Raw genomic sequence first — 14,826 nt, 5'->3', positions numbered from 1 at the left:
AAGTGTATTAGTAGCTAAATATTCGAATATACTAATTCAACAACCTTTAAGTTGCCAAAATGCTGCATTTATACACCTTTTGTTATATGGGCGGACAAAGGAAATGAAAATTATTTAAATAGAATAGGGAAATTTAGGGAAGGAAAGTAGTGCAATAAAAAAGTGCTCTATCAGAATTCACTTTCCGATAGAGCACTTTTTATATTAAATTAAACTTTCTAAAAAATCTTTGAAAGTTAATAACTTAACAGAGCCTATACATGCACGTGACGCTCAGCATGGTAGGAAGAGCGAACCAGCGGACCAGACTCCACATATTTAATTCCACGCTTTAGTCCTTCTTCTCTGTAATGATCAAATAAATCCGGGTGAATGAACTCAGCCACCTCGATATGGAGCTTGGTTGGCTGCAAATACTGGCCCAGCGTCAGAATGTCGCAACCATTGGCAGCAAGGTCGTCCATGGCCTGGTATACCTGCTCGCGGGTTTCGCCCAGCCCCAGCATGATACCGGTTTTGGTACGCTTGCCATACTCCTTAGTGCGGCGAATCTGCTCCAGGCTGCGGTCATACTTAGCTTGTGGTCGCACACGGCGGTACAGCTCTTTCACCGTCTCCATGTTGTGCGATACCACTTCCTGGCCCGGCGAGATCATCGTAATCAGGGCATCCCAGCTAGCTTTCACATCTGGGATGAGAGTTTCAATCGTAGTGGCAGGAGAAAGCTCTTTTACCATCCGTACAGTTTCATGCCAGATGGCGGCACCGCGGTCTTTGAGTTCATCGCGGTTCACAGAAGTAATTACAGCGTGCTTCACGCCCATTAGCTGAATCGCTTCAGCCACACGGCGCGGCTCGTCTTGGTCGTATTCGTTAGGGCGGCCCGTGGCCACGGCACAGAAAGAGCAGCTGCGTGTACACACATTGCCCAGAATCATGAAAGTAGCTGTACCAGCTCCCCAGCACTCACCCATGTTAGGGCAGTTACCACTCTCACAGATGGTATGCAGCTTATATTCGTCTACGATGTTTCTTACCTTCGCATACTCTTTCCCTACCGGCAGCTTTACGCGCAGCCAGTTTGGCTTGCGTGGCTGACCCAAAGCATTGAGCCCCTCGGGCTTCACGTTAGGTTGTATTACCGGAAGTGTCATCATTTCATCCATGCTGCAAAGATAGGTATAATGCGTTAAGACTTCAGCAAAAGCATCCGGAAATTAAGGCTATGCCGCCCATCATCAGGTGCTTTCCTCTCAACAAGCAATTGCAGGAAATTGTTCTCGGCCCCTCTTACTTGCGGCGGCCGTAGTAGATGTTCAGGTACACGGAGGTAAACAGGCTGTAGTTCTCTGTCTGCGGGATCATGACCATGTCTTTGAAGAACTTCTCGACCATAAAACCGACTTCCACACCTGTAATGCTCTCGCGGTAGCGACCATACTCAAAGCTCAGGCCTGCTTTGGCGTGCACACCTAGATTGATGTTCGTCTCGCCCAGGCCGGTAAGCACGTTTGCATTGCCCAGCGTGTTTTCGAAGCTCAGGTGCTTATTCGGGTCATAGGCCTCGGTGCGAATGTCACTTCCAAGGCCACCGGCATAGTCGTAGCGGATGTAGTAAGGTATGAGCAGTCCCAGCGAAGGACCTATTGCGCCCAGTGCATTCACCTGCACGCCACTTTCGGCAGCTTTACGGAACAGTACATGCTCCAGCCCATAATGCGGGCGCACCGAAAAGAAATGGTTTTGCTTGCCTGCTATGAAATGATCACCTGACCCTGGGTTGTAAAGCCTGTTTTCCTTCGGGTGCTTGATCTCCACGATCTCGAGGCCACCGAAACGGTAGAGCCGCTCTTTCATGAACCAGGAGCTACGCACAAACACGCCACCCAGCAGGCCGCCGTTCGAATTCAGGTTGATGCCGTAGCTGAGTTCATTGCTAAAGTCATCGTCAGACTGAGCTGTAGCCGGCAAAACCAGCACCAGTGTCATAGCAATTGTGAGTAACAGGTTTCTTGCCACCTTTATACAATTTGGGTTAGGTATGTTCTATCCAAAGGCCGGAACCAAAAGCAGGCGGTATCAGGCATCCGAAGCCATACAGCCCAGCTTAGAACTCTGGTCAGGATGGCTACTATCAAGGAATACAGGTTATCGATGGGGCTGGATTAACGGCTCTGAATTATCAGGCCACCAAGCTCTTCTTCATCGAGTCAATGCTGATGCTCAAATGTGAGGCATCATATGCGCACATACCATCCTGGATAAGCAGCAGTTGGGGCGACTGGTGCTGTACCTGAAACACTTCCGCTATTTCATTCGAAACCGGTCGGTAGCGTAACAGGTCAAGATAATAAGGCTTAATATGGTCTACACCGGCACCATCCCACTGGCGCTCCAGTCTGCTTTTGGCAGTGGAGCTGATAGAACATGATGTACTATGCTTAAATATTACCACCGGGGTGTGCTTCGACTCTTCAATTATGGTATCTAATTGCTCTACGCTTGTAAGCGGATGCCAATTCATAGCTATCTGGTTAGGTTTACTTTTCCTTCTTCCGGAAAAGCCTGAATTTCTTTTTCTCGCGGACAGCCGGGTCACGCTGCACGGCTTCTTTCGTGCCATCGTGCTTTGCTTTGAATAACCCCAGCATCGGGCGCTGTCTCACTTTGCCAGACTCGCCCTTTTTCAAGGTATAGGCGTCCATGTTCAGGTGGGTTTCCTTATAGGTGGTTGCCTCTACCTGGTTGGCTTCCCGCAGCGACTGACGCAGCAAGCGACCGTGCTTATCTGTCATGGTATAACTGATCTGACCAAATGCAGGCCATGCCGCTAGAAACAGCATACCTGTCATTACCACCAAACGTTTCGTTTGCTTTTCAAATCCCAACTTTTCCATAACAGCTTTCCATCTACAGTTGTTATACTGAATTCGGGAATAGGAGTTGCTCCCCTAAAAAATTCCCATTCGCTTCTTCTTCACACGGCCGTTTTTGTCCATGTCCACCCGCACGGCTTCCAGTCCGGAGGCGTTTTTACCCGACACTTTACTCGTCTTGCCAGGCTTCGGGCAAGGTATAATTCCCTTGCGCTGACAGCCCGACCCGAACAGCAGTGCCATGCACAGCAGGCCTAACACCCAATATCTACTTTTCTGCATCACAAGCAATATACGTTTATTTCCTCTATTTTCCGCTAAAATGCCATAGTGCTCTCCACCTTCTCGCGCAGGCGCTGCTTCGGCAGGAACTCCTGCTCCAACGGCGGCGCAAATGGCACGGCTGTATCCAGACTGGCAACACGTGTTACTGGCCCGTCGAGCAGCTCAAAGCAATTCTCCCCGATCCAGGCCGCTATCTCGCCGCCTATACCGCCCGTCATGGTGTCTTCGTGCAGAATGATCACGCGGCCGGTGCGGGCCACAGTATCGCGTACAGCTTCTTTGTCCCAAGGCAGCAGCGAGCGCAGGTCCAGTATATCGAAGCTGATGTCCGTCATCTCCTGCTGCAGTTGCTTGGCCCAGTGCACACCCATACCATAGGTGATGATCGAAATATCCGACCCTTCGGCCACCAGTTTGGCCTTGCCGATCTCGATAGTATAGTAATCGTCTGGAATCTCCTGCGAGATGGAGCGGTACAGCAGCTTGTGCTCAAAGTACATAACCGGGTTCGGGTCTTCGATGGCGGCGTTCAGCAAACCTTTGGCATCGTAAGGCGAGGATGGGTAAACGATTTTAAGCCCCGGTGTGTGGAAGAACCACGCCTCGTTGCTCTGGGAGTGGAAAGGACCGGCGGCTGTACCGGCACCCGTTGGCATGCGTACCACCACATCGGCGTTCTGCCCCCAGCGGTAATGGCTCTTGGCGAGGTTGTTTACGATCTGGTTAAAGCCACAGCTCACGAAGTCCGCAAACTGCATCTCGACCATGCTCTTCTTGCCCTTCACGGACATACCCAAACCTATACCTAGAATAGCCGATTCACAAAGCGGGGTGTTGCGCACGCGGTCTTTGCCAAACTGATCAACAAAGCCTTCTGTGATCTTGAACACACCGCCGTACTCGGCAATATCCTGTCCCATCAGCACCAGTTCCGGATAGCGCTCCATGCTCTGGCGCAGTCCGTCCGAAATAGCGTCTACATAGCGTCTTTCAGTTTTGGCATCCGAAGCAGGCTTGATCACTTCTTGCTCGAACGGGCGGTACATATCCTCCAGTTCCTCCTCGCGGTTAACTTCCGGCATCGGCGTGGCAAAGGCCGTCTGCAGCCCTTCCTCGATTTCGGCCTTTATCTCCTCGCGAATGCTGTCAATAGCTTTCTGCGTCAGGATCACTTCATCGAGCAGGTATTTCTCAAAGTTTTCCACCGGATCCTTCTTGGCCCACTTCTCAAACAACTCCTGCGGCACATACTTCGTACCGCTGGCCTCTTCGTGACCGCGCATGCGGAAGGTGATGGCCTCGATCAGCATCGGGCGCGGGTTCTTACGCATGCTGTAGGCAGCTTGGCGCACCGTGTCGTATACCTCCACAATGTTGTTCCCGTCGATCTGCAGGGCGTCAATCCCATAGGCCGGGCCTTTGTCAATGAAGTGCTTGAACTTAAATTGCTCGTTGCTCGGCGTAGACAAACCGTAGCCGTTGTTCTCAATCATAAAGATGACCGGCAGGTTCCAGACAGCCGCCACGTTGAGCGCCTCGTGGAAGTCGCCTTCCGAAGCACCACCGTCGCCGCTGAACACCAGCGCCACTTTTTCTTTGTTATCGAGCAGGTCGGCCAAGGCTATACCGTCGGCCACCGCCAACTGCGGACCCAGGTGCGAGATCATGCCCACGATGTGGTGCTCGTTGGAGCCGAAGTGGAAAGAGCGGTCGCGGCCCTTCGTAAAGCCGGTCTTCTTGCCCTGAAACTGCGCAAAGAGTCTGTCAAGCGGCACTTCGCGGCTCGTAAACACACCCAAGTTGCGGTGCAGCGGCAGGATGTACTCGTCTGACTCCAGCGCCATGGCCGAGCCTACTGAGATAGCCTCCTGCCCTATACCTGAGAACCACTTGCTCACCTTGCCCTGGCGCAGCAACACCAGCATGCGCTCCTCGATCATGCGGGGTTTCAGTATGCCTTTATATAAGGCGATCAGTTCGTCGTCAGAGTATTCTTTGCGGTTATAGTTCATCTTGTGATGCGGAAAATTCGTTGTGGTATGGCAGCATAACGTTTGCTTTAGCCGCCGATTATGGTGCTAATTTATAAATTTGTTCGGTACTTCGTGTCTTACCGGCTCCGGCACACGCAACAAGCGGCGTCCGAAAACCCGTAAAGAAAGCAAAAGCTACAGAAAACCTGTCAGGCCTGCAAGTATTTGCCGGTTTTGGTTGAACAGGCTACAAGGTATACCTGTTGAAAAAGAAAAGACAGGAAAGAAATCAGGCAAAGGTAACATCAGTTGCCGCCCTTTAAAGAGAAGAAAATTATGATACAGTTCGAGGAATTTACGCTGGATAACGGCCTCCGTGTGATCGTGCACGAAGACCATACCTCTCCCATGGCCGTGCTGAACGTGCTCTACGACGTGGGCTCCCGCGACGAGGTAGAGCAGCACACCGGCTTCGCGCATTTATTCGAGCACCTGATGTTCAGCGGCTCCAAAAATATACCAGTTTACGACGAGCCCCTGCAGCGGGTAGGTGGCGAGAATAACGCCTTCACCAGCCCCGACATCACCAACTATTACCTCTCGCTGCCGGCTCAGAACATCGAAACCGGCTTTTGGCTAGAGTCGGACCGCATGCTGGACCTGGCTTTTAGCGATCACGGACTGGAAGTGCAGCGCAAGGTGGTGGTAGAGGAGTTTAAGCAGAACTACCTGAACCAGCCCTACGGCGATGTGTGGCTGAAACTGCGACCGCTGGCCTATGAGCAGCACCCTTATAAATGGGCGACCATCGGCAAGGAGATCGCCCACATCGAAGACGCGACCATGGACATCGTGAAAGCGTTCCACAGGAAACATTACTCGCCAAGCAATGCCATATTGGTGGTGGCCGGCAATGTGACGTTTGACAAGGCGAAGGAGCTGACCGAAAAATGGTTCGGCCCTATACCTGCCGGCGAGAAGTACGAGCGCGCTATACCTAACGAGCCCAAGCAGCAGGGGCCGCGTGTGCTCGAAACCAGTGCCGACGTGCCCTTGAGCGCCATCTACAAGGCTTACCACATGCCACACCGCACCCACGAAGACTACTATGCCGTCGACCTGATCAGCGATATACTGGGCCGGGGCAAATCGTCGCGCCTATATGAGCAACTGGTGAAGGAGCAGAAGCTGTTCAACTCCATCTCCGCCTCCGTGACCGGCTCCATCGAACCGGGCTTGCTGATCATCCAGGGCAAACTCAACGAAGGTGTGGACCTGCAGGAAGCCAATGCTGCCATTGAGGCTATCAACAAAGAGTTGATGGAAAAGCTGGTAGACGAGGAAGAACTGAACAAAGTAAAAAACCAGGCGGAGACCTCTATTGTGTTCTCGGAGATCGAGCTGCTGAACCGGGCCATGAACCTGGCCTACGGCAAGCTACTCGGCGACGCGAACTTCGTGAACACGGAGGGCGAAAGGATACAGGCCGTGACGCCGCAGGACATCCTGCGCTGCGCCAAGCAGGTGCTTGATCCTAACAATTGCTCTACTTTGCTTTACAAGGCGGAAAAGAAAGCTCAACCAGTAGCACATGAGGCCTAGGCAAGTATAGCTTATATAAATAGGAGCGGCTGTGGTGAAAATTGCAGCCGCTTTTTCTTTTTCAAAAATACCCCTCTTCTTCAGAATTCCTCCAAAATCGATCCGTAAGATGCTATACAACCGATTTGTAAAACCTAAATTGAAGAAAATGAAAAAGACTGCATTTGCTATGCTTTTTATGGCAAGCACCCTGTTTGCTTGTGATAATAACTCAAATGACGTAAATCCTGATGACGTACCTGCCGCCGTAAAAGAAACATTACTCAGTAGTTTCCCTGATGCCGCCGACATTGATTGGGAGCAAAAAGGAGATAATTACGAAGCAGATTTCGATGTAAACAAAGTAGATTATAGTGCACTGTTTAATGCCTCGGGGGGCCTGATAAAGCATAAGCAGGATATACCTGAGTCTGAATTACCGGACGCTGTGCGAGCAGCCATCAACACAGACTATGCTGCCTATCGCCTGGATGACATCGAGCGACTGGAGGAAGGACAGACAATGCTGTACCAGGTTGAACTGGACAACAATACCAAAGACGAGAAACTGGTTTACTCCGCCGACGGCCAGCAGGTACAGCAGGCATACTGGGATTAAGGAATGACAAAGCTCAATTAATCAGAAGCCTGGGGTCCTATACCTCAGGCTTTTAAATTCCATGCAAGGCCGCTCAACTACCAAACAGCCTTCCCTGGCCCCTCCCGACAAATAATAGTCCCTGTGCTTCTTTACTGGGGTGATCATTAATAACCTATTCTACAAAGTTTCTTCAGATTTGCATGCTAAGCTTAGGACCAATTCATCAGGTTACCTTTCATTACATAATCATGAAGCTACGATTCGCCACCGTCACACTTTTTGCAGGACTTCTGGTTTCCTGTGACGATGATGTGTTGCCAGAGAAAGTGCCACTGGAGGTACGGCAAAACCTACTGAACACATTTCCACTTGCCTTTGATATTGAGTGGGAAAGGAGCGGTAAAGATTATGAGGCTGACTTCAACATGCATGCGGTAGCACATAGCGCACTTTTTCGACAATCGGGTGAGCTTATGCAGTACAAGCGTAACTTGCAATCCTCAGAATTACCAGAAGCTGTCGCCAGATCCATCGCCCAAAGCTACCCCAATTACAAAACCGAAGAGGCTGAAGTTGTTGTAAAAGGCGACACTACCACGTATCAGGTAGTGCTTAAGGGCAAATCAGGAGAACTTGAGCTAGCCTTCTCTGCAGAAGGCCAGCAGCTCCCCCAAGCATACTGGGACTAATCCTGCTAAAGTTTCGCTTCAGTCTGACAGATATGTGGCGTGCAACTTTTTAGGCATAACATTTGTATATACAAACAACAACACTACCTTTGTACCCATATTCAGCCTATGCGCATAGAAGACGAAATACAGCAGAAAGACTTCAAGGACGATCATCGTCGGATGGTCGTTAACCTGTTGTTTACAAACAATTGGCTGAATCAGCAGTTTATACCTTTCTTTAAGCAATTTGGACTTACGCTGCAGCAGCACAATGTACTGAGCATCGTGCGCGGTCAGCAACCAAAGCCCGTTTGCTTTGGAGAAGTGCAGGAGCGCATGGTGGATCGCAACTCCAACGTGACTCGACTGGTCGATAAACTGATTGAGAAAGGCTATGTAACCCGTGATATTTGCCAGGCAAACCGCCGCATGATCGAGCTAAGGCTTACTCCAAAAGGCACGGAACTACTTAGTCAGATAGACGAGCAGATGCCCACCTTTTTCCATCGCTTCCATAACCTGACGCAGGAGGAGGCCGTTTTAGTGAGCAAATTACTCGACAAGCTCAGAGGCTGAGCTATTTTTTTATACTAATATTTGTATACACAAATAATGTACAAACTGAAATATATTTTATGAAGCATATACAGATAAAAGATGCATCTATCCCTGCACTTGGGTTGGGCACTTTTCAATTGTCTGATGATCAGGCACGCGAAATCACAGCCGCTGCTATCTCTGAAGGTTACCGCCACATCGACACCGCACAGATCTACCAGAATGAGGCGGGTGTGGGCTCGGCCATCAAAAACGCAGGTATAGCACGCGACAAGATTTTCCTGACCACGAAGGTTTTTAGGGAGAGTCTGTACAAGAAAGACTTTATGCCGTCGGTAGAGGAAAGTTTGCGCAAGCTCAAAACCGACTATGTGGACCTCTTGCTGATTCACTGGCCTAACCGCAATGTGCCCGTGGCTGAGTACATGGACCAATTGATGGAAGCACAGCAAAAAGGCTATGCGAAGTACATTGGCGTAAGCAACCACCCCACTGCCCTGCTCGAAGAGGTATTGGCAACCGGCGCTGACATCATCACCAATCAGGTAGAGTACCACCCGCTGATTAACCAGACCAAGCTGTATACCTACCTGCGTGAGCACGGCATTTCACTGACAGCCTATAGTCCGATCGCGCAAGGCAAAGTGCTCGGCAACCCGGTTCTCAAAGGTATAGGCGAAAAATATGGCAAGAGTGAAGTGCAGGTATCGTTGCGCTGGCTGATTCAGCAAGAAGGCGTTATGGCTATACCTAGAACCTCCAAAGTAGACCGCTTAGCTGACAACCTAAACATTTTTGATTTTGAGCTGTCTGCAGAAGACGTATCTCAGATTGATCAACTTAAGAAGGATAACCAGCGAGTAGTCAATCCGCCTTTCGCTCCGGATTGGGATTAGTGAGTTTAGGAGTTATAAATCCATCAAACCTACCCTCGCTCGCGTCCCGCGAATGAGGGCAGAATGTAAGTCGACGATCAATCAACCCGAATCGCACACCAAACAATTTAACAATCAGCAATTTATCAATTGAAACATATGTCACAACCACTTTTAAGACCAATAAAACTACACGATTTAGAACTGAACAACCGCGTGATCATGGCACCCATGACACGCAGCCGTGCAGCTAACGAAGGCAATGTGGCCAACGACCTGATGGCAACTTATTATGCACAACGCGCAAGTGCCGGCCTGATCATTTCGGAAGGAACTCAGATCTCGGAGCAGGCTGTGGGCTACATCAACACGCCGGGTATGTATAGCCAAGAACAGGTGGCCGGCTGGAAGAAAGTAACCGACGCGGTGCATGCCGAGGGAGGCAGGATTTTCGCGCAGCTCTGGCATGTGGGCCGTATGTCGCACCCGGATTTTCACAATGGCGAATACCCGGTAGCCCCTTCCGCTATCAACCCGAATGCACAGGCCTACACTCCTGAAGGCTTCAAAAACACCGTTACTCCACGTGAGTTGACTATACCTGAGATCAAGCAGATCGTGCAGGACTACAAAGCGGCTGCCAAGAACGCGATGGACGCCGGCTTCGATGGCGTGGAGATCCACTCGTCGAATGGCTATCTGCTGCACCAGTTCTTTAATGGCACGTCTAATATCCGCACCGACGAGTATGGCGGTTCCAAGGAAAACAGAGCCCGTATTCTGTTCGAAGTTATCGAGGCAATTCAGGAAGTAATGCCAGTAGAGCGTGTGGGTGTTCGTCTGAACCCGAGCCTGCACGGTATTTTTGGAATGACGCTGGACGAGGAGACCATCCCGACCTTCGACTACATCATCGAAAAACTGAATAACTACAAGCTGTCGTACCTGCACCTGTCGGAGCCGTTCAACGACGTGAGTAACGTGCCGCATGCTGAGCAGAACGTAGCCAAGCGCTACCGCCCGATTTACAAAGGCAATCTGATCATCAATGCGGGCTTTACGCAGGAAAAAGGCAACGCCGTGATTGAAGCTGGCGAGGCAGATATGGTAGCCTTCGGGGTGCCCTTCATCTCTAACCCGGACCTGCCGGAGCGTTTCCGCCAAAATGAAAAATTGCAGGAAGCCGACAAAAACACATTTTACTCTCCTGGTGCCGAAGGCTACATCGATTACCCTTCTCTTGCGGAAGCAAAGGCCTAAGCCAAAGGCGCTTTTTCATATATAGTCTGTCAAAAGCCAGCTGCCCTAACCGGTGGCTGGCTTTTGCTTTTTAAACCTTTCCGTTCAATTTGAGTCTATACCCTTTAAAAATGCACCTGCTGCATCATGACAAAAGGGTAAAAGCACTATATTTACTTTTTATACCTGCCGTATAAGGCAGTGCTATACCTACAAAGCTTACTATGAAATTTAAAATAAGAACCGGTTTCGGCTACGACGTGCACCAACTGCAGGAAGGGCTGGACTTCTGGCTGGGCGGTATTAAGATTCCGCATACACACGGCGCACTGGGTCACTCTGATGCCGATGTATTGATCCATGTGATCTGCGATGCCCTGTTGGGTGCTGCCAACATGCGTGACATCGGCTTCCACTTTTCTGACAGAGACCCGCAGTATAAAGGCATCGACAGCAAGATCCTACTCAAAGAGGTTGTGCACCTGCTTTCCCGCGAAGGCTACGAGATCGGCAACATCGACTCGACCATCTGCCTGCAGGAGCCGAAAGTGAACCCGCACATACCGGAGATGAAAGCCTGCCTATCCAAAGTAATGGGCATACCTGAGCATGATCTTTCTATCAAAGCCACCACCACGGAGCATCTGGGCTTTGTGGGCAAAAAAGAAGGTGTAGCTGCTTTTGCAACCGTCCTGATCTATAAACAATAACAATCCATAACCTTACCTTCACCTTACACAGACATGAAGTATAACAAGTTTTATGTGTATGCGCTGGCAGCCTTCCTGACCACAGGTTGCGCCACCACGCCTACTACCACCAGCACCACTGCTGAGGCTCCCGTAACGGAAGCTGAGCGACTGCGCGAAGCCGCACCAAAGTATGCCTCCACCATCACGGCTGCTGACCTGTCCAAGCACCTGCACATACTCGCATCGGATGAGTACGAAGGGCGCGACACGGGTTCTAAAGGCCTGCAGATGGCTGCCGAGTACATCTCCCGCGAGTTTAAGGAAGATGGTCTGGTTGGACCAGTAAAGAACAATGCCAACCCTTACTACCAGCCTGTAGCGCTGGAGCGCAGCCAGTGGGGCGACGGCTACATCATGGTCGGCAAGCAAAAGTTCATGATGGGCCAGGACTTCTTCGTGTTGGGTGCCTCACCATACCAGACCGAACAAACTGCTGAAGTAGTATTTGCCGGCTACGGTATTGATGCTGACAACTACTCTGACTACGCCAACATCGATGTGACCGGCAAAATGGTTGTGGTGCTGGGCGGTGAGCCAAAAGGTGCCGACGGCAAGTTCCTCTTGAGTGGTACTGACAAGGCTTCCGATTGGGGCAATGACTTCCGTACCAAGCGCAATGCCGCCACCAAGCGTGGTGCCAAGAGTGTACTAGTAGTTACAGGCACCAATGCTGATGAATTTACCACCATGACGCAGCGCTACCGCAATTACCTGACGCGTCCGTCTATTGGCCTGAAGGGCAATGGCGCACAGGGCGGAGCTACAGCAGCCATGATGGTATCGCCACAGGTAGGCGCCTCTTTGCTGGGCACAACGCCAGAGAAAATGCTGGCCTACGCCAACGCCGTAGCGAAAGCAGGCAAGCCGACACCAGGTACTTTCACAGCCGTGAAAGATGTAAAGGTGAAGACAGAGCGTAAGAGCGAAGCACTTCCATCTGACAACGTACTGGGCTACATCGAAGGAACTGACAAGAAGGACGAAGTAATCGTAGTAACCGCTCACTACGACCACGTAGGTATAGAGGATGGTGAGATCTTCAACGGAGCCAACGACGACGGCTCTGGCACAGTAGCTGTCGTTGAACTGGCTGAGGCTTTTGCGCAGGCCAAGAAAGATGGCATGGGTCCACGCCGCAGCATTCTGTTTATGCTGGTAACGGCTGAAGAAAAAGGCCTGCTGGGTTCTGAATACTACGCCAATAACCCGATCTTCCCGCTGGAGAACACAGTAGCGAACATCAACATCGACATGATCGGCCGTATGGACTTCGACGCTGAGAAGACCAACGACCAGAACTACATCTATGTGATCGGCGCCGACAAGCTTTCTTCGGAGCTGCACCAGATCAACGAAGAGGTAAACCAGAAGCACGTAGGTCTACGTCTGGACTATAAGTTCAACGACGAGAACGATCCGAACCGTTTCTACTATCGTTCTGACCACTATAACTTCGCTAAGCACGGTATTCCGATTGTGTTCTACTTCAACGGTGTTCACGCCGACTACCACAAGGCAACTGACACGGTAGACAAGATCCTCTTCGAGAAAGCCGAGAAAGCGGCCCGTTTGGCGTTCCACGTGACATGGGAGCTGGCTAACCGCGACAACCGCATTGTAGTGGACAGCAACAAAAAGTAATACACTAAACCCGCACAAGCGGCCGTTTAACATAAAAACATTCCGCTTTTATTAGCTTTGAGGAAAACACCCTAACTTTAAGGGTGTTTTTCTTTTAATAGCACTTCCTGATCTCTAGCCGTTTTCGGGAAAACCGCAGGGTTTATTTATATGAGTAGACTAAAACAGTTTCTGCTGGACGCGGAGACGAAATCATTTGACCTGGGGCACCGCTCGACAATCAAGTTCAACATCGGCAAGTATAACGCCGCTGTGCAGCGTGGCCTTACCCAATACAGCGATCACGAGCTCGCCCGCGAACGGGCTTCTTTTATAAAAACAAACGCCATCAACAACCTGGACAAGTACCTGATGGAGTTTGAGTCGAATTTCACGGCCCGTGGTGGCAAAGTGATCTGGGCTCGTAATGCAGAGGAGGCATTGAAAGAGATCGGCCAGATTATGAAGCGCAAGCGTGCCCGTTCGGTGGTGAAGTCGAAGTCGATGACGACGGAGGAGATTCACCTGAACAACTTTTTGGAGAAGAACGGCGTGGAGACCGTGGAAACGGACCTGGGCGAGTACATTGTGCAGCTGGCCGAGCAACGGCCATACCACATCGTGACGCCCGCCATGCACATGTCTAAAAAGGACATTGCCGACCTGTTTGTAAAGAAGCTCAAGATCGCCCCAACCGATAGCGCCGAAGAACTGGTAGCCACTGCCCGCCGCTTGCTTCGTGCCAAGTATACAGAAGCCGAGGTAGGTATAACCGGCGGCAACTTCCTGCTGGCTGATATTGGAGGTGTGGCCGTAACCGAGAACGAAGGCAACGGCCGCTTGTCCACCGCTTTCCCGAAGACACATATTGCCATCGTAGGTATAGAGAAGATCCTGCCATCAGTGATGGACCTGGATCTGTTCTGGCCTTTGCTAAGCACGAGCGGAACCGGACAGCAAGTGACTATTTACAATACGATATTCACGGGCCCGCGCCAGCCAAACGAAAAGGACGGTCCGGAAGAGATGTACGTGGTGCTGCTCGACAATGGCCGTACGGAGCTACTGGCCCTACCAGAGAAGCGTGAAGCACTCAACTGCATCCGCTGCGGCGCCTGCCTGAATGTGTGCCCGGTATACAAGAACATCGGCGGCCATACCTACGAGAGCACCTACAGCGGCCCGATCGGTTCGGTAATTACGCCGCACTACAACGGCATGGCCGAAAACAAGCACCTGAGCTTTGCCAGCTCCCTTTGCGGCGCCTGCACCTCGGTATGTCCTGTCAAGATCAACATCCACAACCTGCTGCTGCTTAACCGCCGCCAGAGTGTGGAGCAGGGCTACACCGAAAAGAGCGAACGCACCACCTTCAAGCTGTGGCTGAAGGCCATGAAAAGCCGCAAACTGCTGAACATGGCGCCGGCCGGAGTGAAAAACTTCGTGCTGAAGCAAGTACTGAAAGACACATGGAGCAAGCGCAGAGAACCGCTGCAAGTAGCACCGAAGTCGTTCAACCAACTTTGGAAAGAGCGGGAGGGGAAGTAATAGTTGTCTGAATCAGGATTTTCAGGATTAAAAGATTTACAGGATTTCCGTGCATGATTGTCATCCCCCTGCCCCCTTCAAAGGGGGACTTTTCTGCTCCTACAAATTCGCGCATGTAAGCTCTATGGTGACTGTTACACACCACTGGCACACATTGAAAGAGTAATTTGAACTTAAGCAATGAAACAGATCACACCTGCCATGTGCACTTGAATGACGCTCGCGCCATAATAGCATGAACGCCATA

At 50.9% G+C, this 14,826-nt stretch carries 15 protein-coding genes; 9 read left to right on the top strand and 6 right to left on the bottom strand.

Going from position 1 to position 14,826, the window contains the following annotated elements; translation table 11 throughout:
* Positions 1 to 254 precede the first annotated feature (254 nt).
* The 6 genes from lipA to BW972_RS06070 form a co-directional block, all read right to left on the bottom strand.
* Positions 255 to 1,157 (bottom strand): lipoyl synthase, encoded by a 903-nt coding sequence (gene lipA / locus BW972_RS06095; protein ID WP_076421504.1) that lies wholly within the window; start codon positions 1,155 to 1,157, stop codon positions 255 to 257.
* Positions 1,158 to 1,290: 133 nt separating this feature from the next.
* On the bottom strand, positions 1,291 to 2,019 hold the full coding sequence (locus BW972_RS06090) for a hypothetical protein (protein ID WP_234986306.1): 729 nt from the start codon (positions 2,017 to 2,019) through the stop codon (positions 1,291 to 1,293).
* 163 nt (positions 2,020 to 2,182) lie between these two features.
* Positions 2,183 to 2,524, bottom strand: coding sequence for a bacillithiol system redox-active protein YtxJ (ytxJ, locus tag BW972_RS06085; RefSeq protein WP_007658546.1), 342 nt, complete (start codon positions 2,522 to 2,524; stop codon positions 2,183 to 2,185).
* A gap of 16 nt (positions 2,525 to 2,540) precedes the next feature.
* A complete protein-coding gene (locus BW972_RS06080; protein WP_007658545.1) occupies positions 2,541 to 2,897 on the bottom strand; it encodes a hypothetical protein in 357 nt (118 codons plus the stop codon).
* Between the two features lie 54 nt (positions 2,898 to 2,951).
* Positions 2,952 to 3,158: a hypothetical protein gene (locus BW972_RS06075; RefSeq protein ID WP_007658543.1), complete on the bottom strand. Its 207-nt coding sequence runs from the start codon at positions 3,156 to 3,158 to the stop codon at positions 2,952 to 2,954.
* A gap of 35 nt (positions 3,159 to 3,193) precedes the next feature.
* Positions 3,194 to 5,173: an alpha-ketoacid dehydrogenase subunit alpha/beta gene (locus BW972_RS06070; protein WP_076421433.1), complete on the bottom strand. Its 1,980-nt coding sequence runs from the start codon at positions 5,171 to 5,173 to the stop codon at positions 3,194 to 3,196.
* A gap of 297 nt (positions 5,174 to 5,470) precedes the next feature.
* Here BW972_RS06070 and BW972_RS06065 point away from each other — a divergent pair, with 297 nt between their 5' ends.
* From BW972_RS06065 to BW972_RS06025, 9 genes are all read left to right on the top strand, one after another.
* The gene (locus tag BW972_RS06065; protein ID WP_076421432.1) at positions 5,471 to 6,736 is read left to right on the top strand and encodes a M16 family metallopeptidase; all 1,266 of its coding nucleotides are present in this window, start codon (positions 5,471 to 5,473) and stop codon (positions 6,734 to 6,736) included.
* A 148-nt stretch (positions 6,737 to 6,884) separates the two neighbouring features.
* On the top strand, positions 6,885 to 7,334 hold the full coding sequence (locus BW972_RS06060; protein WP_234986305.1) for a PepSY-like domain-containing protein: 450 nt from the start codon (positions 6,885 to 6,887) through the stop codon (positions 7,332 to 7,334).
* A gap of 230 nt (positions 7,335 to 7,564) precedes the next feature.
* Positions 7,565 to 8,005 (top strand): PepSY-like domain-containing protein, encoded by a 441-nt coding sequence (locus tag BW972_RS06055; RefSeq protein WP_040574407.1) that lies wholly within the window; start codon positions 7,565 to 7,567, stop codon positions 8,003 to 8,005.
* 108 nt (positions 8,006 to 8,113) lie between these two features.
* Positions 8,114 to 8,563 (top strand): MarR family winged helix-turn-helix transcriptional regulator, encoded by a 450-nt coding sequence (locus tag BW972_RS06050; protein WP_007658524.1) that lies wholly within the window; start codon positions 8,114 to 8,116, stop codon positions 8,561 to 8,563.
* A 59-nt stretch (positions 8,564 to 8,622) separates the two neighbouring features.
* Positions 8,623 to 9,441: an aldo/keto reductase gene (locus tag BW972_RS06045; RefSeq protein ID WP_076421431.1), complete on the top strand. Its 819-nt coding sequence runs from the start codon at positions 8,623 to 8,625 to the stop codon at positions 9,439 to 9,441.
* A gap of 138 nt (positions 9,442 to 9,579) precedes the next feature.
* Complete coding sequence (locus tag BW972_RS06040; RefSeq protein WP_076421430.1) at positions 9,580 to 10,680, top strand: alkene reductase; 1,101 nt, start codon at positions 9,580 to 9,582, stop codon at positions 10,678 to 10,680.
* Between the two features lie 203 nt (positions 10,681 to 10,883).
* On the top strand, positions 10,884 to 11,369 hold the full coding sequence (gene ispF / locus BW972_RS06035) for a 2-C-methyl-D-erythritol 2,4-cyclodiphosphate synthase (RefSeq protein WP_076421429.1): 486 nt from the start codon (positions 10,884 to 10,886) through the stop codon (positions 11,367 to 11,369).
* A 33-nt stretch (positions 11,370 to 11,402) separates the two neighbouring features.
* Positions 11,403 to 13,052 (top strand): M28 family peptidase, encoded by a 1,650-nt coding sequence (locus BW972_RS06030; RefSeq protein ID WP_076421428.1) that lies wholly within the window; start codon positions 11,403 to 11,405, stop codon positions 13,050 to 13,052.
* 150 nt (positions 13,053 to 13,202) lie between these two features.
* Positions 13,203 to 14,579, top strand: coding sequence for a LutB/LldF family L-lactate oxidation iron-sulfur protein (locus tag BW972_RS06025; protein WP_076421427.1), 1,377 nt, complete (start codon positions 13,203 to 13,205; stop codon positions 14,577 to 14,579).
* Positions 14,580 to 14,826 lie beyond the last annotated feature (247 nt).

Origin of the sequence: Pontibacter lucknowensis (assembly GCF_900156415.1) — a bacterium.
GTDB lineage: Bacteria > Bacteroidota > Bacteroidia > Cytophagales > Hymenobacteraceae > Pontibacter > Pontibacter lucknowensis.
Note: the sequence above shows the minus strand (reverse complement) of the source record. Positions and strands in the feature narration are given on the sequence as shown.

Excerpts from the sequence above, each read along its gene's own strand:
- BW972_RS06040 (WP_076421430.1), top strand. The coding sequence starts at position 9,580 with ATGTCACAACCACTTTTAAGACCAATAAAACTACACGATTTAGAACTG.
- BW972_RS06070 (WP_076421433.1), bottom strand. The coding sequence starts at position 5,173 with ATGAACTATAACCGCAAAGAATACTCTGACGACGAACTGATCGCCTTA.
- ytxJ (WP_007658546.1), bottom strand. The coding sequence starts at position 2,524 with ATGAATTGGCATCCGCTTACAAGCGTAGAGCAATTAGATACCATAATT.
- BW972_RS06045 (WP_076421431.1), top strand. The coding sequence starts at position 8,623 with ATGAAGCATATACAGATAAAAGATGCATCTATCCCTGCACTTGGGTTG.
- BW972_RS06080 (WP_007658545.1), bottom strand. The coding sequence starts at position 2,897 with ATGGAAAAGTTGGGATTTGAAAAGCAAACGAAACGTTTGGTGGTAATG.
- BW972_RS06050 (WP_007658524.1), top strand. The coding sequence starts at position 8,114 with ATGCGCATAGAAGACGAAATACAGCAGAAAGACTTCAAGGACGATCAT.
- BW972_RS06065 (WP_076421432.1), top strand. The coding sequence starts at position 5,471 with ATGATACAGTTCGAGGAATTTACGCTGGATAACGGCCTCCGTGTGATC.
- ispF (WP_076421429.1), top strand. The coding sequence starts at position 10,884 with ATGAAATTTAAAATAAGAACCGGTTTCGGCTACGACGTGCACCAACTG.
- BW972_RS06025 (WP_076421427.1), top strand. The coding sequence starts at position 13,203 with ATGAGTAGACTAAAACAGTTTCTGCTGGACGCGGAGACGAAATCATTT.
- BW972_RS06055 (WP_040574407.1), top strand. The coding sequence starts at position 7,565 with ATGAAGCTACGATTCGCCACCGTCACACTTTTTGCAGGACTTCTGGTT.
- BW972_RS06075 (WP_007658543.1), bottom strand. The coding sequence starts at position 3,158 with ATGCAGAAAAGTAGATATTGGGTGTTAGGCCTGCTGTGCATGGCACTG.
- lipA (WP_076421504.1), bottom strand. The coding sequence starts at position 1,157 with ATGATGACACTTCCGGTAATACAACCTAACGTGAAGCCCGAGGGGCTC.
- BW972_RS06060 (WP_234986305.1), top strand. The coding sequence starts at position 6,885 with ATGAAAAAGACTGCATTTGCTATGCTTTTTATGGCAAGCACCCTGTTT.
- BW972_RS06030 (WP_076421428.1), top strand. The coding sequence starts at position 11,403 with ATGAAGTATAACAAGTTTTATGTGTATGCGCTGGCAGCCTTCCTGACC.